21 protein-coding genes are annotated in these 23233 nt (G+C 68.9%); 11 read left to right on the top strand and 10 right to left on the bottom strand.

Going from position 1 to position 23233, the window contains the following annotated elements; all coding sequences use genetic code 11:
* Positions 1-285: 285 nt before the first annotated feature.
* The gene (gene dnaA / locus ACZ6YG_RS35705) at positions 286-1881 is read right to left on the bottom strand and encodes a chromosomal replication initiator protein DnaA (RefSeq protein ID WP_397196471.1); all 1596 of its coding nucleotides are present in this window, start codon (positions 1879-1881) and stop codon (positions 286-288) included.
* A 448-nt stretch (positions 1882-2329) separates the two neighbouring features.
* Between dnaA and rpmH the strand changes: the two genes are divergently transcribed.
* The 8 genes from rpmH to ACZ6YG_RS35665 all read left to right on the top strand — a co-directional run bounded on the left by rpmH (position 2330) and on the right by ACZ6YG_RS35665 (position 7904).
* Positions 2330-2467 (top strand): 50S ribosomal protein L34, encoded by a 138-nt coding sequence (gene rpmH, locus ACZ6YG_RS35700; RefSeq protein ID WP_020547366.1) that lies wholly within the window; start codon positions 2330-2332, stop codon positions 2465-2467.
* A gap of 63 nt (positions 2468-2530) precedes the next feature.
* Positions 2531-2896 carry a ribonuclease P protein component gene (rnpA, locus tag ACZ6YG_RS35695; protein ID WP_148035929.1) on the top strand — a complete coding sequence of 122 codons (366 nt, stop codon included), beginning with the start codon at positions 2531-2533 and terminating at the stop codon, positions 2894-2896.
* The gene (yidD, locus tag ACZ6YG_RS35690; protein ID WP_148035930.1) at positions 2893-3171 is read left to right on the top strand and encodes a membrane protein insertion efficiency factor YidD; all 279 of its coding nucleotides are present in this window, start codon (positions 2893-2895) and stop codon (positions 3169-3171) included. Before rnpA ends, yidD begins: the two co-directional genes overlap by 4 nt.
* Positions 3172-3175: 4 nt before the next feature.
* The gene (yidC, locus tag ACZ6YG_RS35685) at positions 3176-4126 is read left to right on the top strand and encodes a membrane protein insertase YidC (protein ID WP_397196472.1); all 951 of its coding nucleotides are present in this window, start codon (positions 3176-3178) and stop codon (positions 4124-4126) included.
* Between the two features lie 20 nt (positions 4127-4146).
* Positions 4147-4635: a Jag family protein gene (locus ACZ6YG_RS35680; RefSeq protein WP_148035932.1), complete on the top strand. Its 489-nt coding sequence runs from the start codon at positions 4147-4149 to the stop codon at positions 4633-4635.
* A 250-nt stretch (positions 4636-4885) separates the two neighbouring features.
* Positions 4886-5578, top strand: coding sequence for a 16S rRNA (guanine(527)-N(7))-methyltransferase RsmG (gene rsmG, locus ACZ6YG_RS35675; protein ID WP_397196473.1), 693 nt, complete (start codon positions 4886-4888; stop codon positions 5576-5578).
* A gap of 136 nt (positions 5579-5714) precedes the next feature.
* Complete coding sequence (locus tag ACZ6YG_RS35670) at positions 5715-6647, top strand: ParA family protein (protein ID WP_271276846.1); 933 nt, start codon at positions 5715-5717, stop codon at positions 6645-6647.
* Between the two features lie 291 nt (positions 6648-6938).
* Positions 6939-7904 carry a ParB/RepB/Spo0J family partition protein gene (locus ACZ6YG_RS35665; protein WP_271276845.1) on the top strand — a complete coding sequence of 322 codons (966 nt, stop codon included), beginning with the start codon at positions 6939-6941 and terminating at the stop codon, positions 7902-7904.
* Between the two features lie 324 nt (positions 7905-8228).
* On the opposite strand, the gene ACZ6YG_RS35660 is transcribed toward ACZ6YG_RS35665, so the two are convergent.
* The 3 genes from ACZ6YG_RS35660 to ACZ6YG_RS35650 all read right to left on the bottom strand — a co-directional run bounded on the left by ACZ6YG_RS35660 (position 8229) and on the right by ACZ6YG_RS35650 (position 12934).
* Positions 8229-9272: a threonine aldolase family protein gene (locus tag ACZ6YG_RS35660; RefSeq protein ID WP_466020411.1), complete on the bottom strand. Its 1044-nt coding sequence runs from the start codon at positions 9270-9272 to the stop codon at positions 8229-8231.
* Between the two features lie 1317 nt (positions 9273-10589).
* Entirely contained in the window at positions 10590-11561 is a 972-nt protein-coding gene (locus ACZ6YG_RS35655; protein ID WP_148035936.1) for a D-alanine--D-alanine ligase family protein, read from the bottom strand.
* A gap of 140 nt (positions 11562-11701) precedes the next feature.
* Entirely contained in the window at positions 11702-12934 is a 1233-nt protein-coding gene (locus tag ACZ6YG_RS35650) for an aminotransferase-like domain-containing protein (protein ID WP_246640482.1), read from the bottom strand.
* A 267-nt stretch (positions 12935-13201) separates the two neighbouring features.
* Between ACZ6YG_RS35650 and ACZ6YG_RS35645 the strand changes: the two genes are divergently transcribed.
* Complete coding sequence (locus tag ACZ6YG_RS35645) at positions 13202-13819, top strand: GNAT family N-acetyltransferase (RefSeq protein WP_148035938.1); 618 nt, start codon at positions 13202-13204, stop codon at positions 13817-13819.
* Between the two features lie 36 nt (positions 13820-13855).
* Here the strand turns inward: ACZ6YG_RS35645 and ACZ6YG_RS35640 are convergent, their stop codons facing one another.
* Entirely contained in the window at positions 13856-14806 is a 951-nt protein-coding gene (locus ACZ6YG_RS35640) for a LysR family transcriptional regulator (protein ID WP_466020410.1), read from the bottom strand.
* Positions 14807-14906: 100 nt separating this feature from the next.
* Here ACZ6YG_RS35640 and dnaE point away from each other — a divergent pair, with 100 nt between their 5' ends.
* Positions 14907-18431 (top strand): DNA polymerase III subunit alpha, encoded by a 3525-nt coding sequence (gene dnaE, locus ACZ6YG_RS35635; RefSeq protein ID WP_466020409.1) that lies wholly within the window; start codon positions 14907-14909, stop codon positions 18429-18431.
* Positions 18428-18715: a DUF6300 family protein gene (locus ACZ6YG_RS35630; protein WP_148035941.1), complete on the top strand. Its 288-nt coding sequence runs from the start codon at positions 18428-18430 to the stop codon at positions 18713-18715. The genes dnaE and ACZ6YG_RS35630 overlap by 4 nt, the downstream gene beginning before the upstream one ends.
* A 48-nt stretch (positions 18716-18763) precedes the next feature.
* On the opposite strand, the gene trxA is transcribed toward ACZ6YG_RS35630, so the two are convergent.
* The 5 genes from trxA to ACZ6YG_RS35605 all read right to left on the bottom strand — a co-directional run bounded on the left by trxA (position 18764) and on the right by ACZ6YG_RS35605 (position 23165).
* On the bottom strand, positions 18764-19078 hold the full coding sequence (trxA, locus tag ACZ6YG_RS35625) for a thioredoxin (RefSeq protein WP_148035942.1): 315 nt from the start codon (positions 19076-19078) through the stop codon (positions 18764-18766).
* Between the two features lie 12 nt (positions 19079-19090).
* Positions 19091-20023, bottom strand: a complete 933-nt coding sequence (gene trxB / locus ACZ6YG_RS35620) for a thioredoxin-disulfide reductase (RefSeq protein ID WP_148035943.1) — start codon at positions 20021-20023, stop codon at positions 19091-19093.
* A 125-nt stretch (positions 20024-20148) separates the two neighbouring features.
* On the bottom strand, positions 20149-21009 hold the full coding sequence (locus ACZ6YG_RS35615) for an anti-sigma factor family protein (protein WP_397196479.1): 861 nt from the start codon (positions 21007-21009) through the stop codon (positions 20149-20151).
* Positions 21006-21635 carry an RNA polymerase sigma factor SigM gene (gene sigM, locus ACZ6YG_RS35610; protein ID WP_148035945.1) on the bottom strand — a complete coding sequence of 210 codons (630 nt, stop codon included), beginning with the start codon at positions 21633-21635 and terminating at the stop codon, positions 21006-21008. Before sigM ends, ACZ6YG_RS35615 begins: the two co-directional genes overlap by 4 nt.
* A gap of 15 nt (positions 21636-21650) precedes the next feature.
* Positions 21651-23165 carry a protein kinase family protein gene (locus ACZ6YG_RS35605; RefSeq protein ID WP_397196480.1) on the bottom strand — a complete coding sequence of 505 codons (1515 nt, stop codon included), beginning with the start codon at positions 23163-23165 and terminating at the stop codon, positions 21651-21653.
* Positions 23166-23233 lie beyond the last annotated feature (68 nt).

Here is a 23233-nt window from a genome sequence, read left to right as displayed (position 1 = left end):
GTCGCCCACAGGCCGTCCCCAGATATTGGTGCCTTCGTCCACCGGTCATCCACCGGGTTTCCACCGGTTGTCCACGGGGTAAACGGGTCTTCCGTTCCGCCCTCGGAGACTGTTCACAGGCCGTCCCCAAGTCATCCACCGGTAGTCCCCAGGTTCTCCTCAGGATGTCCCCACTGTTATCCCCAGCCTCTGTGCAGGAAATTTCCGGGCATAGCGGGGCGTACGAACGGCGGCTTGGCGCGTTTCCCCTGATCCACAGCGTTTTCCACAGGGTGTGCATGACGGCTAGGACCCGCGCGACGTCTGTTTGATGCGCATTGTCAGCTCGTTGACCTGGTTGTACATCGAGCGGCGCTCCGCGATGAGCGAGCGGATCTTGCGTTCGGCGTGCATCACGGTCGTGTGGTCGCGGCCGCCGAACTGCTGCCCGATCTTCGGCAGCGACAGCTCCGTCAGCTCCCTCGCCAGATACATCGCGATCTGCCGCGCGTTCACCAGAGCCCTGCTGCGCGAGCTGCCGCACAGGTCGTCGATGCTGATGCCGAAGTATTCGGACGTCTTCGCCATGATCGTGGCGATGGTGATCTCCGGCCCCGACTCCGAGGTGATCAGGTCCTTCAGCACCACCTCGGCCAGCTGGAGATCCACACCCTGCCGGTTGAGGCTGGCGAACGCGGTGACCCTGATCAGCGCCCCCTCCAGCTCGCGGATGTTGGTGGAGATCCGGCTGGCGATGTACTCCAGCACCTCCGGCGGCGCCGCCAGGCCCTCCTGTATGGCCTTCTTCCTGAGGATCGCGATCCGCGTCTCCAGCTCGGGCGGCTGCACGTCGGTGATCAGGCCCCACTCGAACCGGTTGCGCAGCCGGTCTTCCAGCGTGATCAGCTGCTTCGGCGCCCGGTCACTGGAGATCACGATCTGCTTGTTGGCGTTGTGGAGCGTGTTGAAGGTGTGGAAGAACTCCTCCTGCGTCTGCTCCTTGCCCTCCAGGAACTGGATGTCGTCCACGAGCAGGATGTCGATCGCGCGGTAGCGGCCCCGGAAACCGTCGGCCTTGTGGTCGCGGATGCTGTTGATGAAGTCGTTGGTGAACTCCTCGGAGCTCACGTAACGCACCCGGGCGCCGTCGTACAGGCTCTGCGCGTAATGCCCGATCGCGTGGAGCAGGTGAGTTTTCCCCAGCCCCGAGTCGCCGTAGATGAACAGCGGGTTGTACGCCTTGGCCGGCGATTCGGCGACGGCCACGGCCGCGGCGTGCGCGAAGCGGTTGCTGGCGCCGATGACGAAGGTCTCGAAGGTGTATTTCTGGTTGAGCCGGGCCGGCTCGCTGGGCTTGCTGCTCTTGGCTTCCCACCGGTTCGGCGCCGGTTCCGGCGCCTTCTCCACAGGCGGTGTGTACGACGGAGGCTGGTCGAACGTGCCCGGGTCGAAAGAGAACGAAGGCTGTGGATATTCGGTGGACGGCTGGCCGGATTCCGGCTGTGGAGAATAGAACTGCGGGGGCTCGGAAACCTGGAAATGCTGGGGTGGCGCACCCTGTGGAAAACGCGGCTGGGGGTCCTGCCCCTGGGGATAACCATTACCCCCAGGCTGGGGATGAAGATCCTGCTTGGGCGGCTCGGGGGCGGTGGTGTCGATCATCACGGCCAGCCGCATGGCGCGGCCCAGCTCCTGGGACAGCGCGTGAGCCACGAGCGGGCGCAGCTTGCCCTCGATGAGGTCCTTCAGGAAGTCGTTGGGGACGCCGAGCACGATCGTGTCGTCCGCGAGAGCGATGGGGCGCACCATCCCGAGCCAGGTGCGCTGCTGTATGGGCACGTTCTCGTTGAGAAAGTTGCCCAGAGCCCTGGCCCATACCGCGCCGAGGTCGACGTTGGTCATCGGGCGTTTCCCCCTCCTTCCTATCGCGGCCCCCCCCGCGAGTGTTATCCACACCCAGAGGGCCACCGCCTCGCGATCAGCCCTGCCGTCCACAGCGTCGAGCCCGGGTGGGAACCCCCAGGGTCTCCACAGGAGATCCACAAGTTGTGCACAGCCCTGCTAGTGGGTCTGGAAGGGCCGACAGTATCTATGTGCACAGCTGTGTTCAAGGCGTTGTCCACAGCCTAGTGGTACCTGAGTGCACAACATGTGGACGTCGGCGGGCCGGTGGAAAAGTCGCCTGTGGATCCGTGGATGACGGTTCCGGTTTGACCTGGGGCGCTCCTGACCCGTAACGTACGACGGTCGGCTTGTCACGCGTCGGCTATTTCGCGTGCCCTCGCCTTAATGACAGGCCAGCCATGTGTGTTCAGCGCCTCGTGCGCACCCTCAAGCCTGGAGCCCACTCGTGAGCAAGCGTACTTTCCAGCCGAACAACCGTCGCCGCGCGAAGACCCACGGCTTCCGGCTGCGGATGCGCACCCGGGCCGGTCGTGCCATCCTCGCCTCTCGCCGCCGCAAGGGCCGCGAGAAGCTGTCGGCCTGATCGACCCGCGCCCGACTTTCCGCCCGCCGGTGACTTGTGCCGGCGGGCGATAGGCGTATTCCCATGCTTTCCCGGCCATCCCGCATGCGGCGGGGCGACGACTTCCAGAAGGCGATCAAGCGCGGAAATCGCGCCGGTCGCCCTACTTTGGTGATACATCTCGCCGTTTCTGGGGAAGAGACGCCTCTGGTGGGTTTCGTGGTGAGCCGGGCCGTCGGAGGCGCGGTGGTGCGCAACAAGGTCAAGCGGCGGCTCCGACACCTGATGCGCGAGCGTCTCGACCGGCTTCCGAGAGGTAGCCTGCTTGTGGTACGCGCCAACCCCCCGGCCGCGTCAGCGCGATACGAGCACCTCGCCGCCGAGCTCGACTCCACCCTGGACCGATTGCTCAGGCGGCACGAGTCCGCGATGGATGGGCAGCAGAGATGACGGAGCAGCCGCAAGGGACGCCGAGCCTCGCCGCTCGCGTGCTGATCGTCCCCATCCGGTTCTATCGGGCGTTCATCAGCCCCCTGCTCGGTCCACGCTGCCGCTTCTACCCATCGTGCAGCGCGTACGGGCTTGAGGCGATGTCCGTACACGGAGCCCTGCGCGGCACATGGTTGACTGTCCGGCGCATCGGGCGGTGCCACCCATTCCACCCCGGAGGTATAGACCCGGTGCCCCCACGCCCGGTTCGGTCTCACGAATTGCAAGGGAGATAGCTCAGTGGAGCTGTCCTGGCTGAGCTGGCTCTATGAAGCCGTAGCCTTCGTCATCACCTGGATCCATACGGGATACGCCACCTTCCTCAACCCGGACAGTGGCCTGACGTGGGCGTTGACCATCATCACGTTGACCGTGCTGATGCGGATCTGCATCTTCCCGCTCTTCCTCAAGCAGATGCGCTCGTCGAAGAAGATGCAGGAGCTCGCCCCCAAGGTGGCGGACATCCGCAAGCGCTACAAGAACGACAAACAGCGCATGAACCAAGAGGTCATGGCGCTGTACCAGGGCGCGGGCGCGAACCCGCTGGGCGGGTGCCTTCCCGTTCTGGCGCAGTTCCCGATCTTCATCGGCATGTTCACCGTGCTGCAGGCGATGGCCAGCGGCGAGCCGAAGTTCGGCATGACCCAGGAGCTGGTCGACAGCGCCGGCAAGGCGCACATCTTCGGCGCCCCGCTGCCGGCCTACTTCTTCATGCCCGAAGCGGACATGATCGCCCTGGACGCGAGCCCCGTGCAGACGCGGGTCGTGATGGCGATCTTCGTCGCGCTGAGCTCGCTGACCACGTTCCTCACCGTCCGGCAGAGCGTCACGCGGTCCATGGCGCAGATGCCCGACAACCCGATGGCCCAGCAGCAGAAGATCCTCATGTGGATCTCGCCGCTGTTCGCGTTCTTCAGCCTGAACTTCCCGCTCGGCCTGATCCTCTACTGGGTCACCACCAACGTGTGGACGCTCGGCCAGCAGCACTGGTTCTACAGCCGCAACCCGATGCCGCAGTTCGACGCCAAGGGCAACGTGATCCCGGTCAAGCCCAAGCCGAGCCTGTCCCAGCGGCTGCGCGGGACGACTCCGGAAGAAGAGGCCCCCGCCCCGCCTCCTGAGCCTAAGATCGTCAGGAACCAGCCCAGCCGCCAGAGCCGCAGCAAGCGCACCGGCAGCAAGAAGTCGTGATTACGAAGGAGAGGCCGGTCATGACCGAGGCCGAGCAGGAGAAAGCTCCTGATCTCAACGCGCTGGAGCAGGAAGGCGAGATCGCGGCCGACTACGTCGAAGGCCTTCTCGACATCGCCGACATCGACGGCGACATCGACATGGACGTCGAGGGAGACCGCGCGATGGTCTCCGTCGTCGGCATCAAGAGCAACGAGCTGGTCGGCCCCGACGGCGAGGTGCTGGAAGCGCTGCAGGAGCTCACCCGGCTGGCCGTCCACAGGCAGACGGGGGAGCGGTCGCGCCTCATGCTCGACGTCGCCGGCTACCGCGAGCGCCGCCGCGCGGAGCTCACCAAGCTCGGCACCGAGGTCGCCGACCAGGTCAAGGATCACGGTGAGCCCAGGGCTCTGGAGCCGATGACCCCCTTCGAACGCAAGATCGTCCACGACGCGGTGGCGGCCGCCGGCCTCCGCAGCGAGTCCGAGGGCGAGGAGCCCAACCGCTACGTCGTGGTCATGCCCGCCTGACCACTCCTCTGGCATCCCGGCCGCCGGCCCGCCTTCGGGCGCCGGCGGCCGCTCGCGTTTCCGGGCCTCTCCCAGGAGCTTTCAGGGGTACGAGCGAGCATCCGTTCTATCCACAGCCTTATCCACAGACCCCCTCTCCAGCTGCGCTTCCGCATTGTGGAAAAGTCGGCGCGGCGCGCTCTGGGGTTCCGTTCAGGCAGGGCCGATAGTCTTCGGTGAGATCGCCTGCCCAGCCTAGAAACCGTCACCCATGAGAAAGGGTCACCAAGCAGTGAGCGACGAGCTGCCGCCTCCGCCGGACATCGCGCGGGACGTGTTCACCGGCGACGCCTGGGATCGTGCCCAGGAGTTCGCCGGACTGCTCGCCGGCCCCGGGGTGGTGCGAGGGCTGCTCGGCCCGCGCGAGGTGCCGCGGATCTGGGACCGTCACCTGCTCAACTGCGCCGTCGTCGCGGAGGCCGTGCCTCATGACGCCCGCCTGGTCGACATCGGCTCCGGCGCGGGCCTGCCCGGGCTGGTGCTGGCGATCGTCCGGCCGGATCTCACGGTCACCCTGCTGGAGCCGCTGCTCCGCCGTACCGTGTTCCTGGAGGAGTGCGTCGAGGCGCTCAAGCTCGACAACGTCGAGGTGCTGCGCGGCCGCGCCGAGGAGCTGAAGGGCAAGCGGGAGTTCGACGTCGCGAGCGCCCGCGCCGTCGCGCCGCTCGACCGGCTGCTCACCTGGGCGATGCCGCTGCTCCGCGAGGGCGGCGAGCTCATCGCCATGAAGGGGGAGCGGGCCGCCGAGGAGCTTACCGAGGCGGAGCCACGACTCAAGGCCGTCGGCGCCCTCACGGCCGAGCTTGTGACCGTGGGGCACGGTAAGGTCGAGCCGCCTGCAACACTGGTGCGAGTCGTAGCGGGTCGCGCGCCGGAGCAGAAAAGGCGGCGACGAAGGAGGTGACGGCATGCCAGTCGCGCAATGCGGTCTGGGCTGGCCGGACAGGCCTCTGTCCGAGAATCCCACCGGGGTTGGCTGGCCCGAAACGGGCGTGTCCCGACAGCGAATCCCCGTCACCGATACGCCACGGGTTGAAAGGATGGCCATCGTGACCCAGACCCCCCTGAACCCAGGTGATTCGCCGTTGGTACGAGAGGCGCTCAACTCAGTGGTTTCACGTGAAACACCGGCCGCACAGTTGCCCGCCCAGGCGGGTGATCTCCCCCTGGGCGACAGTGACGCCTGGCCCAAGCCGGCGAAGACCCGGGTGATCGCGGTGGCGAACCAGAAGGGTGGCGTCGGCAAGACCACGACCTCGGTGAACATCGCGGCCGCGCTGTCGATGAAGGGCGAGCGCGTGCTGGTGGTCGACCTGGACCCCCAGGGCAACGCGTCCACCGCGCTGGCCACCGAGCACCGTGGTGACGTGCCGGATGTCTATCAGGTGCTGGTCGACGACCTGCCGATGGCGGACATCGTCAAGCAGGTCCCCGACATGCCCAACCTCTACTGCGCCCCCGCCACCATCGACCTGGCCGGCGCGGAGATCGAGCTCGTCTCCCTGGTGGCTCGGGAGGCGCGGCTGCGCCGGGCGCTGGCCGCGTACGACTCCATGGACTTCGACTACATCATCATCGACTGCCCGCCGTCGCTCGGCCTGCTCACGGTCAACGCCCTGGTCGCGGCGGACGAGGTGATGATCCCGATCCAGTGCGAGTACTACGCGCTGGAAGGTCTCGGGCAGCTCCTCAGGAACGTCGACCTCATCAAGGTCCACCTCAACCCGACGCTCCGCCTGTCCACGATCGTCCTCACCATGTACGACGGCCGCACCCGGCTGGCTTCACAGGTGGCGGAGGAGGTCCGGGCGCACTTCGGGGACACGGTGCTCAACACGCTGATCCCGCGTAGCGTCCGCCTCTCGGAGGCGCCCAGCTACGGGCAGTCGGTGATGACGTACGATCCGGGCTCCAGTGGTGCGATGGCCTACATGGACGCCGCTCGGGAGATCGCCCACCGCGCGTTGGTGTGATCTCTCTGGGTCATGACGGGACGGTGCCCTTTCGACGGCAGCGACCAGCGGCTCAACGGCAGTGGCCAGAGGCTCAGCAGCCGCCGAGCACCTGATGAGGGTCGGCCGCCTGAGCTGATTGAGTCGTGCATGCCCGCTGTGCCCCCTCTCGGGGGTTCTGGCATCGGGTGTGTTCAGGGCATGGTGGTGTAAATCCGGTGGGACGGTGTGTAGAGGCGGCCCTGGCCGGGGCAGGCAACGGTAACCTCTGCTGGAGTGACCGGAATCGGTTCGGGTGGATGAGGAGACGCAGTGAGCCAGCAGCGGCGGGGATTGGGCAAGGGGCTGGGGGCGCTCATTCCGACCGGTCCCATTGTCGACGGCGCGGGGACGGTGCCCCCTGCCAACGGTTCGGCGGCGCCGGAGGCCGGGCCGAAACCCGTCGCCGGGGCGTACTTCAAGGAAGTCGCCGTCTCCGCGATCGTGCCGAACCCGCGTCAGCCGCGTGAGGTGTTCGACGACGAACGCCTTCTGGAGCTGGAGGCGTCGATCCGCGAGGTCGGTCTCCTGCAGCCCGTGGTGGTGCGCCCGGTCGGTGGCGGACAGTACGAGCTCATCATGGGGGAGCGGCGGCTGCGGGCCTGCAAGATGGCGGGCCTGCAGGAGATTCCGGCGATCGTCCGCAACACCCGTGACACCGACCTCCTCCGCGACGCCCTGATCGAGAACCTCCAGCGGGAGCAGCTCAACCCGCTGGAAGAGGCCGCCGCCTACCAGCAACTCCTCGACGACTTCGATGCAACCCACGACCAGCTCGCCCAGAAGGTCGGTCGTTCCCGCTCACACATCACCAACACCCTCCGCCTGCTCAACCTCCCGCCGGAAGTTCAGCTCAAGGTCGCGGCCGGCTCCATCACGGCCGGTCACGGGCGCGCTCTGCTCGGCCTGTCCACGCCGGAGGAGATGATCCTGCTCGCCAAGCGCATCAGCGCCGAGTTGCTCTCGGTGCGCGCGGTGGAGGAGATCGTCGCCCTTGGTAGCGCCCAGGCCGCTCCGGCCAAGCCCGTCCGTGAACGCCAGGCCGGCAAGCCCACCGCCCCGGGCCTCTCCCATCTCGCGGACCGGCTCTCTGATCACTTCGAAACCAAGGTGAAGGTCGACCTCGGGCGCCGGAAGGGGCGCATCGTGGTGGAGTTCGCCACGATCGACGACCTTGAGCGCATCATCGGCACGATGGCGCCTGAGGCGGCCCGTGCCATGCGAGAGGCCGGGGAGTAGTTCCGGTTCAAGTCCTCGGTTTCACGTGAAACGTCCGCCGACTGCCCACGCCCCGTGTTTCACGTGAAACACGGGGCTTCTTGTTGGCGGCGCTGTGGGACTTCGCTCCTCGTGTCGTGGTGAAGGTCCTTGCCTATGGCTCGTGGTTCTCCATCCGGGGAGGGCTCGGGGGCGTGTTTCACGTGAAACGTAGGGCTTGGTGTTTCTGGCGCTGCGAGACTGCCTGTCTCGTGGCGGCGGTGAGCGTCGTTGCCCATGGCTCGTGACTCTCCCCGCCCTGCGAGGGCGCTTGGGACGTGTTTCACGTGAAACACGGGTGGGGCGTTAGGCGGTGGCTGCCTTGCGGATGTCGTCGAGGAAGTCGTCGACATGTTCCGGTGTCGTGTCGAAGGCGGTCATCCAGCGGACGACGCCTGCCGTCTCGTCCCAGAAGTGGAAGAGATAGCGGCGCTTGAGCGCGGTGGCGACCTGGATGGGGAGCCGCGCGAAGACGGCGTTGGACTCGACGGGATACTCCAGGGCGACACCGGGGACGTCGGCGAGGCCGTTCGCCAGGCGGAGGGCCATGGCGTTGGCGTGGGCCGCGTTCTGCCGCCACAGGTCGTCGGTGAGAAGCGCGCTGAGCTGAGCCGAGATGAAGCGCATCTTCGAAGCGAGCTGGAGCGACTGGCGGCGCAGGAACGGGACGGAGTCGGCGAGGGACGGATCCAGGACGACGACCGCTTCGGCGGCCAGCGCGCCGTTCTTGGTGCCGCCGAAGCTGAAGACGTCCACGCCCACCGCCGTGGTGATCGCGTCGAGGCCGTACCCGCGATGGGCCGCCGCGTTGGCCAGCCGGGCGCCGTCGACGTGCAGGCGCATGCCGGCGGCGTGGGCGGTCTCGGCCAGGGCGGCGATCTCGTCGGGGGAGTAGCAGGTGCCGAGTTCGGTGACCTGGGAGATGGAGACGACGCGCGGCTGGGGCTGGTGGTGGTCGCCCAGCACGGACAGCCGGGAGGTGATGTCACCAGGGCGCAGCTTGCCGTCCGGAGTCGGGACGGTCATGAGCTTCACGCCGAGGATGCGTTCCGTGGCGCCGGTCTCGTGGGTGGCGATGTGGGCGGTGTCGGGGCAGATGATCGCGTCATAGCGGCCGAGCATGAGGGCCAGGCCGACCATGTTCGCGCCCGCGCCGTTGAGCACGGCGAAACCCTCGGCATGAGAGCCGAACACGTCCTTGACGCGCTGCTCGAACGCCCCCGTCCAGGTGTCGCCGCCGTATGCGGGTGCGTCGCCCTGATTGGCGGCGGCCATGGCTTCGAGGATGGCTGGATGGACGCCGGCGTGGTTGTCGCTGGCGAAGCTCTTCGGGTAGGTCGGCTCGATCACACGCCAAGGCTACTTACGAAAGAGACGCCCCTTCGCACGAGATCCGTCGCATCCGATCGAGGATGGCCGCACCCGCATCCAGGAACGAGCACGCCGACGACCGGCGACCTGAGCGACATCCAGAAAGCCGCCCAACGCGCTACCCCGGACCACGGCAACCGGCGATTCCCACAGGCGTGACCCCAGCACCTCGGCGGACAGCAAATCAGAAGGGACACACTCCCACGCCCTCGACGCGAGTTCCGGCTTCGATAGGAGGCGAGTCTCAGGCAGGAGAGCCACCACGGTCGGGTCGGTGGCAGGCGCTGTACCTGGACCTCGGCGAGGGCGAGTCCAGTAGAAGGCGGTGGTGCTTACGACGGGGAGGCATTCCCACAGACTCGGCAGAGGACGCTGCTCCCGCTCTTGGAGAGGACGAGTCCAGTAGGAGGCGCTGCGCCTCAATCCCGGTGGTTGGGCGCGCATGACGAGGCGCCACCACGCCCTTCAGCGGGGGCGTCCCAGCTCGGCGCGGCGCATCGGGCGGGAGAGCCCCACGGCCCCTGTGCGGCGGGGTCGACGCTAGGAGTTGCTCCCGGCCTTGGCGGGTGGTGCGTCTGGCGGGAGGCATTCCTACGGACTTCGGCGGAGGGCGCTGCCCCCGGCTCTCGGAGAGGGCGGCGAGTTCCGTGGGAGGTCCTTCCTTGAACCTTGGCGAGTGCGGCGGGACGCGCTCCGACGCTCCTCGGGGCGAGGCCCGCATCGGCGGGTGGCGACTCCATGAAACCCGGCATGGCCGGGGCATGGCAGGAGTTGTTCTCGACCTCGGCGAGCGCGAGCCTCGCAGGAGGCGCTCCTACGCCTCTCGACGGGAGGCAAGGACCGGCTTCGGTGAGTGGCGACTCCCGAGAGGGGAGATGCTTGCTGAGGCTGCGTGGGAGAACAGCGGGAGGCGCTGCTTTCGACCTCGGCGTGTTGCGCATCGGACGGGATCGTCCCATGGACGTCGGTGTGGCGACCTCGGCGTGTGGCGCGTCCGGCGGGAGGCGCTCCCACAGACCTTGGCGGAGGGCGCTGCTCTCGACTTCAGCGGTCGTGTGCGATGGGACGCTCCGACGCTTCTCGGGGCGGCTCCCAGCTTCGGCGGACGGCGAGTCCCCTGCGGGAGGGCTCCATGGATTCCGACGTGGCTGGGCTGACAGGAGGCGCTGCTCTCGACCTCGGCGGGATGCGCTCCTGCACCCCCCAGGACGAGTCCGAGTTCGGCTGAGAACCTCGCGTGGCCGGTGGAGACAGTCCTCCCGACCTCAGGGGGGAAGCGCGTCCTGGGGAGGGAAGTCAGAGGGTGGAGAGGTTGGGGCGGGGGCGGGAGGCGGCGTTCTGGAGGAGGGCGCGGCAGAGGTCGCCGAGGTCCTGGCCGGCCGCTTCCGCCGCCATCGGCAGGAGGGAGGTCTCCGTCATGCCGGGTGCGACGTTCACCTCCAGGAAGTGGGGGGTGTCGGTGGCGTCGACGATGAGGTCGGTGCGGGAGATGTCGCGCAGGCCGAGCGCCGTGTGGGCCGTTACGGCGGTTTCGGCGCAGGCCGCCGCCGCGGCGGGGGACAGGCGGGCGGGGGCGAAGAACTCCGTGTGGCCGGCCGTGTAGCGGGCGGCGTAGTCGTACACGCCCTCGTCGGGGACGATCTCCACGGCCGGGAGGGCGACGGGACCCTCGCCCAGGTCGACGACCGAGACCGCGACCTCGATGCCCTCGACGTACCGCTCGATCAGCGCGGTATCGCCGTAGGCGAAGCAGCCGACCATCGCGGCCGGGAGCTCCTCGGCGGTGCGGACGATGGAGGCGCCCAGGGCGGAGCCGCCGCGGGCGGGCTTGACGAACAGGGGAAGGCCGAGCTGGTCGACGATGCGGCCGAGCACGGCCGTCGCGCCGAGGTCGTGGAACGTCTCCTTGGGCAGCGTGATCGAGGCGGGCGTGCGCAGGCCGACCGAGCGGACGACGGCCTTGGCCGTGGGCTTGTCGAAGGCGACCCGGCACGCGTCGGGGTCGGCTCCCACGTACGGCACGTTGAGGAGCTCCAGCACCGAGCGGATCGCGCCGTCTTCGCCGGCTCCGCCGTGGAGCGTCACGAACACGGCGTCGGGCGGGTCGGCCAGGATCGACGGCACCAGCGACGCGTCCGTGTCGCGGGCCTCCACGTCGATGCCCGCCGCCCTGAGCACCTCGCTCACCCGGCGGCCGGAGCGCAGGGAGACCTCACGCTCGTAGGAAAGGCCGCCGGCCAGCACGAGCACGTGGCCCAGGTCGCTCATCTCTTCTCCTCGCTGATCGCCCGAGGTCCAACCGTACCGGCGGAGAAGGGGCGGTGGCGTACGACGGGCGTGGTTCACGCCGGCCGGGTGGAACGGCGAACGACCGGCGTCCGCGCGGACGCCGGTCGTTCGTGAGGTGGTCAGGCCAGGTCGGGGCCGGGCGTGTCCACGCCGGGGTGGTCCCGGGTGGAGCCGGTGCCGAACGTGTCGCGCAGCTGCATCTCCTGCTCGATGACGCCCGCCAGACGGCGGACGCCCTCCCGGATGCGGTGCGGCTCCGGATAGCAGAACGACAGCCGCATGTGGCGGGCGCCGCTGCCGTCGGAGAAGAACCCGGTGCCCGGAACGAACGCCACCCGCTCGGCCACCGCGCGGGGCAGGATCGCCTTCGAGTCGAGCCCTTCGGGAAGCGTCGCCCAGACGAAGAACCCGCCCGCGGGCCGTGTCCAGGTGACCTCCGGAGGCATCAGCGACTCCAGGGCGTCGAGCATGGCGTCGCGGCGCTCGCGGTAGAGCTCCTTGAACGTCTTGATCTGCTCGCGCCACGGCTGCGTGGCGAGGTACTGGCCGACGGCCAGCTGGGTGAACGACGAGTGGGACAGCACGGCCGACTCCATGGCGAGCACGAGCTTGTCGCGGACGGCGTGCGGGGCGAGCGCCCAGCCGACGCGGAAGCCCGGGGCGAGCGTCTTGGAGAACGACCCGAGGTAGACCACCCCGTCGGGGTTGTCCGCGCGCAGCGCGCGCATCGGCTCGCCGTCGAAACCGAGCAGCCCGTACGGGTTGTCCTCGACGATGAGCACCCCGGCGCGCTGGCAGATGTCGAGCACCTGCTGGCGCCGCGCGGTGTTGAGCGTGACGCCGCCGGGGTTGTGGAAGGTCGGGATCGTGTACAGGAACTTGATCGGAGCTCCCGCCGTTTCCAGGGCGTAGATGGTCTGGGCGAGGGATTCGGGCAGGATGCCCTGATCGTCCATAGCGATATGCACCACTTTGGCCTGGTATGCCGCAAAGGTGCCGAGGGCGCCCACGTACGAGGGGCCCTCCGCCAGGACCACATCACCCGGATCGATGAAGATCCGGGTGATCAGGTCGAGTGCCTGCTGTGAGCCGACGGTGACGACCACGTCGTTGCCGCCGGCCTGAATCCCTTCCAGCGCCATGACCTCGCAGATCTGCTCGCGCAGATGCGGGTCGCCCTGGCCGGAGCCGTACTGGAGCGCTACGGGCCCGCGCCTGGTCACGAGATCCGAGACCAGCTCGCCGACCATGTCGAGGGGAAGCGCCGTGACGTACGGCATGCCGCCCGCGAGCGAGACCACCTCGGGCCTCGACGCGACGGCGAAGAGAGCTCGGATCTCGGAGGCGACCATCCCGGTAGCTCGCGCGGCGTACCGGTCGACGTAGGCGTCGATGCGCGACCCTTGGGTCGCGGGCGTCTGACCGTGATCCTGCTCTTCTGTCACGGCCCACCTCCTAGGTGTATATCGATCCGAGACTCCAGGTTACGCCAGCCGGACATGTCGCCCATGACGGGGCGGTACGGCCGTGGTGCCCGCTGGCGAGACCGTCACTGGGCTACGATGCCAGGTGGGGACGCGGTTTTCCGCGCTTTTCCGGGTCTACGATTGGGGCCGTAGTTGTCGCGTCGGCTGGTCAATATCACCCTGGACAATCTGGAAGATCTTCCAAGGCGCTGCCGCCAGTGTGTTTTCTGGGAGCTCGACCCTGTCAGCGGAGAGCGGGCGGTGAAGTCGGGTGACCCGGGGCTGGAGAAGGAGGCCTGGATCTCCGGCACGCTCCTCGAATGGGGGAGCTGCGGGAAGATCGTCTATGTCGACGGGGTGCCTGCGGGGTTCGTGCTCTACAGCCCTCCGCTCTACAGCCCGCGTTCTGTGGCCTTTCCCACGTCCCCGGTCAGCGCCGACGCCGTGCTGCTGATGACGGCCCATATCGTGCAGGAGTTCTCCGGCGGCGGGCTGGGGCGGATGCTCATCCAGGGCGTGGCGAAGGACCTCACGCGCCGTGGGGTCAAGGCGATCGAGGCATTCGGGGACCTCAAATGGGAGGAGCCGAGTTGTGTGGTTCCTGCTGAATATTTGCTTTCCGTAGGCTTTAAAACTGTTCGTCCGCATTTGCGATTTCCGCGGCTACGGCTGGAGCTGAAAACCGCCGTCTCGTGGCGCGAGGACGTCGAGGTCGCCCTGGAACGTCTCCTGGGCTCCATGAGCCCCGAACGCGCCCTTCGCCCGGTCTGACCCCAGTCTGCCCCCGCCCGTCCTCGTACGGGCCCGTCAGCGCCCTCCTGCGGCCAGAGCGGCCAGAGCGGCGCGATCGGCGTCCGGCACCCACTGACGCCGCGGGTCGAGCGGCCGGAACCTCTCGGACACGAAGTCGACGAGCGAGGCCAGCACCGGGTGGTGGTTCTGCCGGTGGTAGAGCAGCGAGCACGGGTAGACGGGGACGGGGTCGACCACCGGGATCTGCACGACACCGGCGTGCCAGGGCAGGCGGCAGCCCTCGCCGACGAACCCGAGGCGTTCGCCCGAGGCGATGTCGGCCACGAAGTGCTCCCAGCCGAAGTCCGGCCCCGTCGCGTCGATCCGAAGGTCGAACGCGGCGCCGAGGAGGCCGTAGAACTCGGCCCACTCGCTGCCGGGGGCGTTGCCGGGCATCCACACGGTCGATCCCGCGAGCCGTGACACCTCCACCGCCCGCCGGTCGGCCAGCGGGTGGTCGCGGCTGATCAGCAGGTGCACCGGGTCGAAGTAGGCCGGCACGTACCGGAGGTCCTCCTCCAGCGTCCCGCTGACGCGGACGAAGGCGGCGTCGACGGATCCCCTGGCGAGCGTGCCGCGGGCCGACCTGAGGCCGTTCGAGGTGGTGACGTCGATGTGCAGGTCCTCGGCCGTACTGTGGAACGCCCTGACCAGCTCGACCGAGGCCAGCCTGGTGTCCAGGACGTCGACCCGGAGCGGGCGGAAACGGCCGCGCAGCACGCCGAGCGCCTGGTCCGCGAGGCCGACGAGGCTGCGCGCGTAGTGCAGGAACGCCCGGCCGTCCTCGGTGAGGGCGGCCCCGTTGCGTGAGCGGTAGAACAACCGCACGCCGAGGTCGGACTCCAGTTTGGCGATCCGTTTGGAGACGGCCTGCTGGCTGATCTCCAGCCGGGTGGCGGCCTCGCTGAAGGAGTGGTCCTCGGTGACGGCGACGAAGGCCCGGACCGTGCCGAGGTCCAGGTCCACATCCGGTGGATGTGGGGGATCGGCGTGTCGATTGTTGGACAACCGGGCCGCCTCTCGGGTCGAATGCTCGGGTTCGCGAGCGAGCCTACAACCGGGAGACGTGGTGTCCTTCGTCCATCTGCATGTGCATACGGAGTACAGCATGCTCGACGGCGCCGCCAAGGTCGGCCTGCTGATGGACGAGGTCGCCCGCCAGGAGATGCCCGCCGTGGCGATGAGTGACCACGGCAACGTGCACGGGGCGTACGAGTTCTTCCGGACGGCGCGCAAGGCCGGAGTCAAGCCCGTCATCGGCATCGAGGCCTACGTCGCCCCGGAGTCGCGGCTCCACCGGAAGCCGGTGTACTACAGCGACAACCTCGCCCTGCGCCGGTCCGACGACGAGACCGGCGAGGGCGGCGACGTCTCCGGGCGCGGCCTCTACACGCACATGACCATGTGGGCGACCGGCGCGCAGGGGCTGCGTAACCTGTTCCGCCTCCAGTCACGGGCCTGGCTGGAGGGTCATGTCCAGAAATATCCGCGTATGGATGATGAACTGCTGGCCGAACACGCCCCCGGCATCATCGCCACCACCGGCTGCCCCTCCGGCCAGGTGCAGACCAGGCTCCGCCTCGGCCAGTACGACCAGGCCGTCGAGGCCGCCGCGCGCTACCGCGACCTCTTCGGCCCCGGCAACTACTTCCTGGAGCTGATGGACCACGGCCTGGCCATCGAGCGCCGGGTCAGGGACGACCTCCTGCGCCTCGGCAAGCGGCTCGGACTGCCGCCCCTGGCCACCAACGACTCCCACTACGTCACGGAGGACCAGGCCGGGGCCCACGACGCGCTCCTGTGCGTGGGCACCGGCAAGCGCCTGGCCGACGCCGACCGCTTCCGGTTCTCCGGCAGCGGCTACTTCATCAAGTCTCCCGCGCAGATGCGCGCGCTCTGGGAGGCCGAGGTGCCCGGCGCCTGCGACAACACGCTGCTGATCGCCGAGCGGGTCGGCGACTACGACGAGGTGTTCGCCCACCGCGATCTGACGCCGCGCTTCCCCGTACCCGAGGGCGAGACCGAGTCGAGCTGGCTGCGCGCGGAGACGCTCGACGGGGCCCGCCGCCGCTACGGCGGCGATCCGCCCCGGGACGTGCTCGACCGCATCGACTACGAGCTGTCCGTCATCGACGCGATGGGGTTCCCCGGGTACTTCCTGGTCGTCGCCGACATCTGCCGGTACGCGCGCGAGAACGGCATCGGCCTGGGCCCCGGCCGCGGCTCCGCCACGGGCTCGATGGTGGCCTACTGCACGGGCATCACCCAGCTCGACCCGATCGAGCACCGGCTCATCTTCGAACGCTTCCTCAACCCCGAACGCGTCACCATGCCCGACGTCGACCTGGACTTCGACGACCGGCGGCGGGACGAGATGATCGACTACGTCACGCGCAGGTACGGCGACGACCGGGTCTGCCAGATCGTCACCTTCAGCACCATCAAGGCCAAGGCCGCCATCAAGGACTCCTGCCGGGTGCTCGGCCTGCCCTACGCGCTGGGCGACCGCATCACCAAGGCGTTCCCCGCGGCGGACGGCGGCAAGGAGATCCCGCTGGCCGCCATCCACGACGCCGCCCACCCCAGGCACGGCGAGGCGAGCGAGCTGCGCCAGATGTACGAGCGGGACCCCGACGTCAAGCGGGTGATCGACACCGCGGCCGGTATCGAGGGCCTGACCCGGGGCACCGGCGTGCACGCCGCGGGCGTGATCCTCTCCAGCGAGCCGCTGATCGACGTGCTCCCGCTGGTCAAACCCAAGGCCGGCGGCCCGGTCATCACCGGCTTCCCGTTCACCCAGGCCGAGGACATGGGCCTGCTGAAGATGGACTTCCTCGGCCTGCGCAACCTCACCGTCATCGGCGACGCCATCGCGGGCGTCCGCGCCAACAAGGGCGTCGACCTCGACATCCTGGACATCCCGCTCGACGACCCGACCACGTACGAACTGCTGGCGCGCGGCGACACGCTCGGGGTCTTCCAGCTCGACAGCGGCGGCATGCGGGTCCTGCTGAGACTGATGCGGCCCACCACGTTCACCGACATCGCCGCGGTGAACGCGCTCTACCGGCCCGGCCCGATGGAGATGAACGCCCACACCAACTACGCGCTGCGCAAGACCGGCAGGCAGCCCGTCGAGCCCATCCACCCGGAGCTGGAACAGGCGCTGGAGCCCATCCTGGGCGACACCTACCACCTGGTCGTCTTCCAGGAACAGGTGATGGCCATCGCCCAGCAGCTGGCCGGCTACTCCCTCGGCGCCGCCGACATGCTGCGCCGGGCCATGGGCAAGAAGAAGAAGGAGGTCCTGGACGCCGAGTGGGACCGCTTCTCCGCCGGGATGCGCGAGCGCGGCTTCTCCGCCGAGGCGATCGGCGCGGTCTGGGACGTGCTGGTCCCGTTCAGCGGCTACGGCTTCAACAAGTCGCACACCGCCGGATACGGCCTGGTCTCCTACTGGACCGCCTACCTCAAGGCCAACCACCCGCAGGAGTATCTGGCGGCGCTGCTCACCTCGGTCGGCGACGACAAGGACAAGATGGCCGTCTATCTGGCCGACTGCCGTCGCCTGGGCATCAGGGTGCTGCCCCCGGACGTCAACGCCAGCCGGCTGGACTTCGCCGCCGTCGGCTCCGACATCCGCTTCGGCCTGGGCGCCGTCCGCAACGTCGGCGCCGGCGCCGTGGACGCCATCGTCACCACCAGGGAGACCGCGGGCCGTTACGCCTGCTTCAACGACTTCCTCGCCAAGGTCCCCTCTGTGGTCTGCAACAAGCGCGTCATCGAGTCACTGGCCAAGGCGGGGGCCTTCGACAGCCTGGGTCACCACCGCAAGGCCCTGGTCGCGGTGCACGAGCAGGCCGTCGACCTGGTCGCCGACGTCAAGCGGAACGAGGCGCGCGGTCAGGACTCGCTCTTCGGCGAGCACACCGAGCAGGGCGAGGGGTTCTCCGTCGTGATCCCCGAAGGCGAGTGGGACCAGGCCACGCTGCTGGCCTTCGAGCGCGAGATGCTCGGGCTGTACGTCTCCAGCCACCCGCTCGACGGCGCCGAGCACATCCTCGACGCCAACCGCGACACCACGATCGCCGACCTGCTGGCCTCCGGACGGCAGGACGCCGCGGCCCGGGTCAGCGGCATCGTCTCCGGCCTGCAGCGCAAGGTCACCAAGCAGGGCAGCCCGTGGGCGATCGTCACCCTGGAGGACCACGACGCCTCCGTGGAGTGCCTCGTCTTCCCCAAGACCTACATCCTGTACGGGGAGGCGCTGGCCCAGGACCGGGTGATCTCCGTACGCGGACGGGTCAACGTGCGCGACGAGACGACGAGCGTCTACGCCGAGGAGATCGCCCTCCTGGACGTCACCCGGGCGGACGCCGAGCCGCCCGTGGTGATCTCGATCAGGGAGAACCAGCTGAACCCGCGACTCGTCCGGGAGTTCAAGCACATCCTGACCACCCATCCCGGCAGGGCGCCCGTGCACGTGCGGGTCGGGGCCGTGCTGCTGGACCTCCGCCCCTTCCGGGTCGCCGCCGAGCCGGCGTTCTACGGCGACGTCAAGGCGCTGCTCGGCGCCGGCGCGTTCGCATGACCCCGGCGTGCCCGAGGTGCCGCACCGGCGACGTCCTCGCCGTCCTGCGCCTGCCCCACATCTGGACGAACGCCTCGGGGAACGAGGTCCGGGGCATCAGCGAGGTGCTCCTGTGCGCCCGCTGCGACGCGGGCGACCCTCTCGTCGCGTCCTTCACTCCTCCGTACGATCCGGACCGGTTCGTACGGGCACTGCTGGGGAAGGCCGCCGGAGCGCGGCCGCCGGAACCGGACGAGCACGCGCTGAGAGCCGAGGCCGAGGCCTGGTATCGAGGCGAGCTGTGAACGCGAGAGCCCTCCGCCACGCGGCGGAGGGCTCTCGGCTGGACGGACCTAGATGATGCCGTCGAGCTCGCGGAGCAGCATGGCCTTCGGCTTGGCGCCGATGATCTGCTTGACGAGCTCGCCGCCCTTGTAGACGTTCATCGTCGGGATCTGGAGGACACCCGCCTGCCGGGGAACCTCGGGGTTCTCGTCGATGTTGAGCTTGACGATCTCGAGCTTGTCGCCGTGCTCGTTGGCGATCTCCTGGAGGATGGGTGCGACCTGACGGCACGGGCCGCACCACTCGGCCCAGAAGTCGACCAGAACGGGCTTCTCGCTCTTGAGGACCTCGGCCTCGAACGTGGCGTCGGTAACTGCCTTCACGGATGCGCTCCCTTACTTCTCGTTGTTGGCGAGCCAGCGCTCGGAGTCGAGGGACGCCGAGCAGCCGGTGCCCGCCGCGGTGATCGCCTGGCGGTAGATGTGGTCGACGACGTCCCCCGCGGCGAACACGCCGTCGATGTTGGTGGCGGTGGTCGGGTGGGCGACCTTGATGTAGCCGTCGTCGTCGAGGTCAACCTGGCCCTTGACGAGCTCGGTGCGCGGGTCGTGGCCGATCGCCAGGAACAGCGCGTCGGTGGCCAGGTCGCACTCCTCGCCCGTCTTGACGTTGCGCAGCTTGACGGACTCCACCCTGGTGTCGCCGAGGACGTCGACGACCTCGGTGTCCCAGATGAAGCGGATCTTGTCGTTGGCGAACGCCCGATCCTGCATGATCTTGCTGGCGCGCAGCTGGTCGCGGCGGTGCACTACGGTCACCATGCGGCCGAAGCGGGTCAGGAACGTCGCCTCTTCCATGGCGGTGTCGCCGCCGCCCACGACCACGATGTCCTTGTTGCGGAAGAAGAAGCCGTCACAGGTCGCGCACCAGGAGACGCCGCGGCCGGACAGCCGCTTCTCGTTCTCCAGGCCGAGCTCGCGGTAGCCGGAGCCCATCGCGAGGATGACCGACTTGGCGTAGTAGGTCTGGTCGTAGGTCTTGACGACCTTGGGATCGGCCTTGAGGTCGACCTCCACCACGTCGTCGGCGATCAGCTCGGCGCCGAACCGCTCGGCCTGCTTGCGCAGGTTGCCCATGAGGTCGGGGCCCATGATGCCGTCGGGGAACCCGGGGAAGTTCTCCACGTCGGTGGTGTTCATGAGCGCGCCGCCGGCGGTGACGGAGCCTTCGAAGACCAGAGGCTGGAGTTCGGCGCGTGCGGAGTAGACGGCCGCGGTGTATCCGGCGGGACCGGATCCGATGATGATCACGTTACGAACGTCGTCCAACGCTCCCACGCCTCTCTAGTCTGATGTTGCCTTTGGCCTCAACAGATCCTAAGCCGTCGCCATTCCCGGCCCTCGGGCGCACACGCGAAAGAGCCCGCCGAGGCGGGCTCTTCACAGGTCAGGGACTACCAGCGGCCCAGAGCGGGCTTGCGCAGGTTCTTGCAGTTGAACGGGTCGACGACGTCGATGCGCAGCCGCTTGGTCTCCTTGTTCTTCCAGGACGCCATGATGATGGCTTCCTGGCCGTTGTACTGGCCCTGGTCGACGGCGAAGACCTCGAGCTTGGCCCGGCTGGACACCGTGCCGACGCAGTGGTCGACCTGGTTGCCGCCGGACTCGCCGCCGACGATCGGGGCGGGCGCGAGGAAGTCGCCGAGCGCCTGGGCCAGCTCCTGGTCGCTGTAGTTGTGGCCGCTGTCGGTGAGCGCGTAGGCCCGGGCCTTGATCTCCTCCCGGGCCGGCTGGCTCTGGGCCACGACCGGTGGTGGCTGGACCGTCGGCTCGCTTCCTCCGGAGGCGAGCAGGCTCGCCGACACCGCGGCGGTGCCCACCACCGCGGCCGCGGCGGCCGCCGCCACCGCGGGCATCGCCCACCGGCGCCGCCGGGCGGTGCGCGTGCGGGCCGGGACGACCGTGCCGTCGTCGGAGACCACCCCGAGTCGCACGGGCTCCGGCTCCTGCCGCTCCCATGGAGCGTCGCGCATGAGCTTGTCCCAGTCCGGCGCATCCGCCAGGCCGACTCCGCCGCGCTGGGACTCCGCCTCGGCGGCCAGCGCCTTGTCGATGCGCAGTGCGACACCCATCGGCATGGCCGGCGTGGGAGTCGCCGCGAGCACCTCTCGAACCGCCGCTAGATCGGCCAGCAGCTCCCCGCATGGGGGGCAGACCGCGAGGTGGTCGCGGACCAGGCCGGCCGTGTCGGCGTCTAGGAGGCCCTCGGCGAAATCGGCGAGGGCGTCCAGATCGTAGTGCGTTTCACCCGTCACGAAGTTCTGTCTCCCTTCGCGGATGAGACGCGACTCAAGTCAGATCGGTTCCGCAGATGCGAAAGAATCGGGGCAAGTTTCGCGCGGCCCCTGGCGCATCGGCTCTTCACCGTCCCGCTGGGCACCTGCAGCACCTGAGCTGCGTCTTCGACGGAGTAGCCCATCATGTCGACCAGCACGAGCGCGGCCCGCTGGTCGGCGGGGAGCAGTTTGAGCGCGGCCGAGACCTCCATCGACACCTCACGCTCGACCGTCTGGTCGGGCAGCTGGGCGTCGCGCTCGGCGGCCTCGATCAGCTCGTCGTCGGCCACCGGGCGCACGGACTTGCGGCGCATCCTGTCGAGGCAGGCGTTGACGACGATGCGGTGGAGCCAGGTGGTGACGGCGGCCTCGCCGCGGAACGAGCCGGCCTTGCGGTAGGCGGAGACGAAGGCGTCCTGGACGGCGTCGGCGGCCTCGTCGGGGTCGCCGAGCGTGCGCAGCGCGACGGCCCACATCCGGTCGCGGTGCCTCTTGACGATCTCGCTGAAGGCGTGAGGATCCCCGGTGATGTGCGCGGCCAGCAGATCGGCGTCGCTGACCGCAGGCCGATCCGCTGGTGAGGGGGTCTCGGGTGGGGAGTTCACAAGAGGGATTCCTGGTTATGCCGATCCTGGAGAGTGCACGACTACTTCATAGATGGTGCCATGAAACTTGCCCGCGTCCGCCGGAAGACGGGTAAACCAGATCAAAACGTACTGCCCGCTGGCAGTCTGCTCCGGCTTGAAGGTCGTCTTGCCAGAGGCGCCCTTCACCCGGGCGACGGTCTTGAGCGACGACAGGTCGGCCTGGTCGCCGACCTTGAGCTCGACGGTCGCGCCGGGGGCCTCGCCCAGCGTAGCCACCACGTCGCTGATCTGCATGGACTTGCCCATGTCGAGGAGCAGGCCCACCCCGTCCTTGAGATTGCCCAGCGCGGCGCTGTTGTAGTTGTCGGTCTTCCAGAACGTGCTGGGCTTGCCGTCGATGGTCAGGGCCGCCAGCTCGGCCTTCTCCTCCTGGTCGCCGAGCGGGTCGAACCCGGTCGCCTTCTCGGCCTTGACCGCCTGCGCCTGGGCGGGCGGCGACGTGGTGGCGGTGGTCGGCGTGGGCTGCGCCTCCTGGCCGTCGGGGCTGCCGAGGCTCCGGCCGATCGTCCAGGCGCCGACGCCGACCGCGACGATCACCAGCAGCACGACCGCGGTCATCAGCGCCCGGTTGAGCACGTTGCCGCCGCCCTGCGGGCCGGTCTGGACGGCCGGCTGGAGGTGCTGCGGCGCCGTGAGCCTGCGCCGGTCGGTGTCGAGGCCCTCACTGGGGGAGGCCGACGTCGTCACCGACGGCGCGGATCCGTACGGGATCGAGATCGGCATCGGCCTGGCCACGTCGGCGAGCGCCTCGGCGATCTCGGCGGGGCTGGACAGCGCGCCCTGCCCCCGGCGCGACTCGGGAAGGCAGGCCCGGATCGTGACCGTATCGAGATAACCGGGCACGCCGGCGGTCACCTGGCGGGGGGTGCAGAAGTGGCCGTCGGTCATCGGCGCGGCCGGGAGCGTGCCCTCTTCCTCGTCGCCGGGCCAGTGGCCGGTCAGCCCCGCGTACAACAGGCGGCCGAGGCCCTCGGCGTCGTCGAGCCCGGGCTGGTCGGTGGTCAGTCCGTAGAGCGCCGAGTCGACGGCCACGCCCAGCACCTTGACCGTGTTTCCGGTGGTCCACACCAGGTTGCCGGGGCGCAGGCACAGGTGGTAGAGGCCGGCCTCGTGGGCGTGCGCGAGCGCCTCGGCGGCCTCGGCCACCAGCCCTGCGGCCCGCTCGGGATCCAGGGGACCGGAAGAGAGCAGGTCGGCGAGGGTGTCGCCGGTCACCCACTCGCTGACGACGTAAGCGCGATCGGCGTCCTGGGCGGCGTCGAACACCTGGGTGAGTCGGGGGTCGGTGAGCCTGCTCGCGGCCCGGGCGGCGGTGACGACCTCCTGCACGCGCGGGAAGTCGGGCGCGAAGGTCAGCACCGCGACGGGGCGGGCGAGGATCTCGTCGATGGCCTTCCAGTAGGTGGCGCCGTCGGATTCGCTGACCCGGTCCTCCAGCCGGAACCGGTCGGAGAGGCGGGTGCCGGGCTCGATCGCCGATGTGCTCACTGGCTCACCTCGCTCGCCCGATCATCCCTGGTCACGGCTCGACGTGCCTGCCTGGCGGTGTCCTGCGC

It is taken from the genome of Nonomuraea sp. NPDC054003 (assembly GCF_055585125.1).
Note: the sequence above shows the minus strand (reverse complement) of the source record. Positions and strands in the feature narration are given on the sequence as shown.

Coding starts and splice junctions, on each gene's coding strand:
- dnaA (WP_397196471.1), bottom strand. CDS start 1,881: ATGACCAACGTCGACCTCGGCGCGGTATGGGCCAGGGCTCTGGGCAAC.
- rnpA (WP_148035929.1), top strand. CDS start 2,531: ATGCTTTCCCGGCCATCCCGCATGCGGCGGGGCGACGACTTCCAGAAG.
- yidD (WP_148035930.1), top strand. CDS start 2,893: ATGACGGAGCAGCCGCAAGGGACGCCGAGCCTCGCCGCTCGCGTGCTG.
- ACZ6YG_RS35680 (WP_148035932.1), top strand. CDS start 4,147: ATGACCGAGGCCGAGCAGGAGAAAGCTCCTGATCTCAACGCGCTGGAG.
- rsmG (WP_397196473.1), top strand. CDS start 4,886: ATGAGAAAGGGTCACCAAGCAGTGAGCGACGAGCTGCCGCCTCCGCCG.
- ACZ6YG_RS35670 (WP_271276846.1), top strand. CDS start 5,715: ATGGCCATCGTGACCCAGACCCCCCTGAACCCAGGTGATTCGCCGTTG.
- ACZ6YG_RS35655 (WP_148035936.1), bottom strand. CDS start 11,561: ATGAGCGACCTGGGCCACGTGCTCGTGCTGGCCGGCGGCCTTTCCTAC.
- ACZ6YG_RS35650 (WP_246640482.1), bottom strand. CDS start 12,934: ATGGTCGCCTCCGAGATCCGAGCTCTCTTCGCCGTCGCGTCGAGGCCC.
- ACZ6YG_RS35630 (WP_148035941.1), top strand. CDS start 18,428: ATGACCCCGGCGTGCCCGAGGTGCCGCACCGGCGACGTCCTCGCCGTC.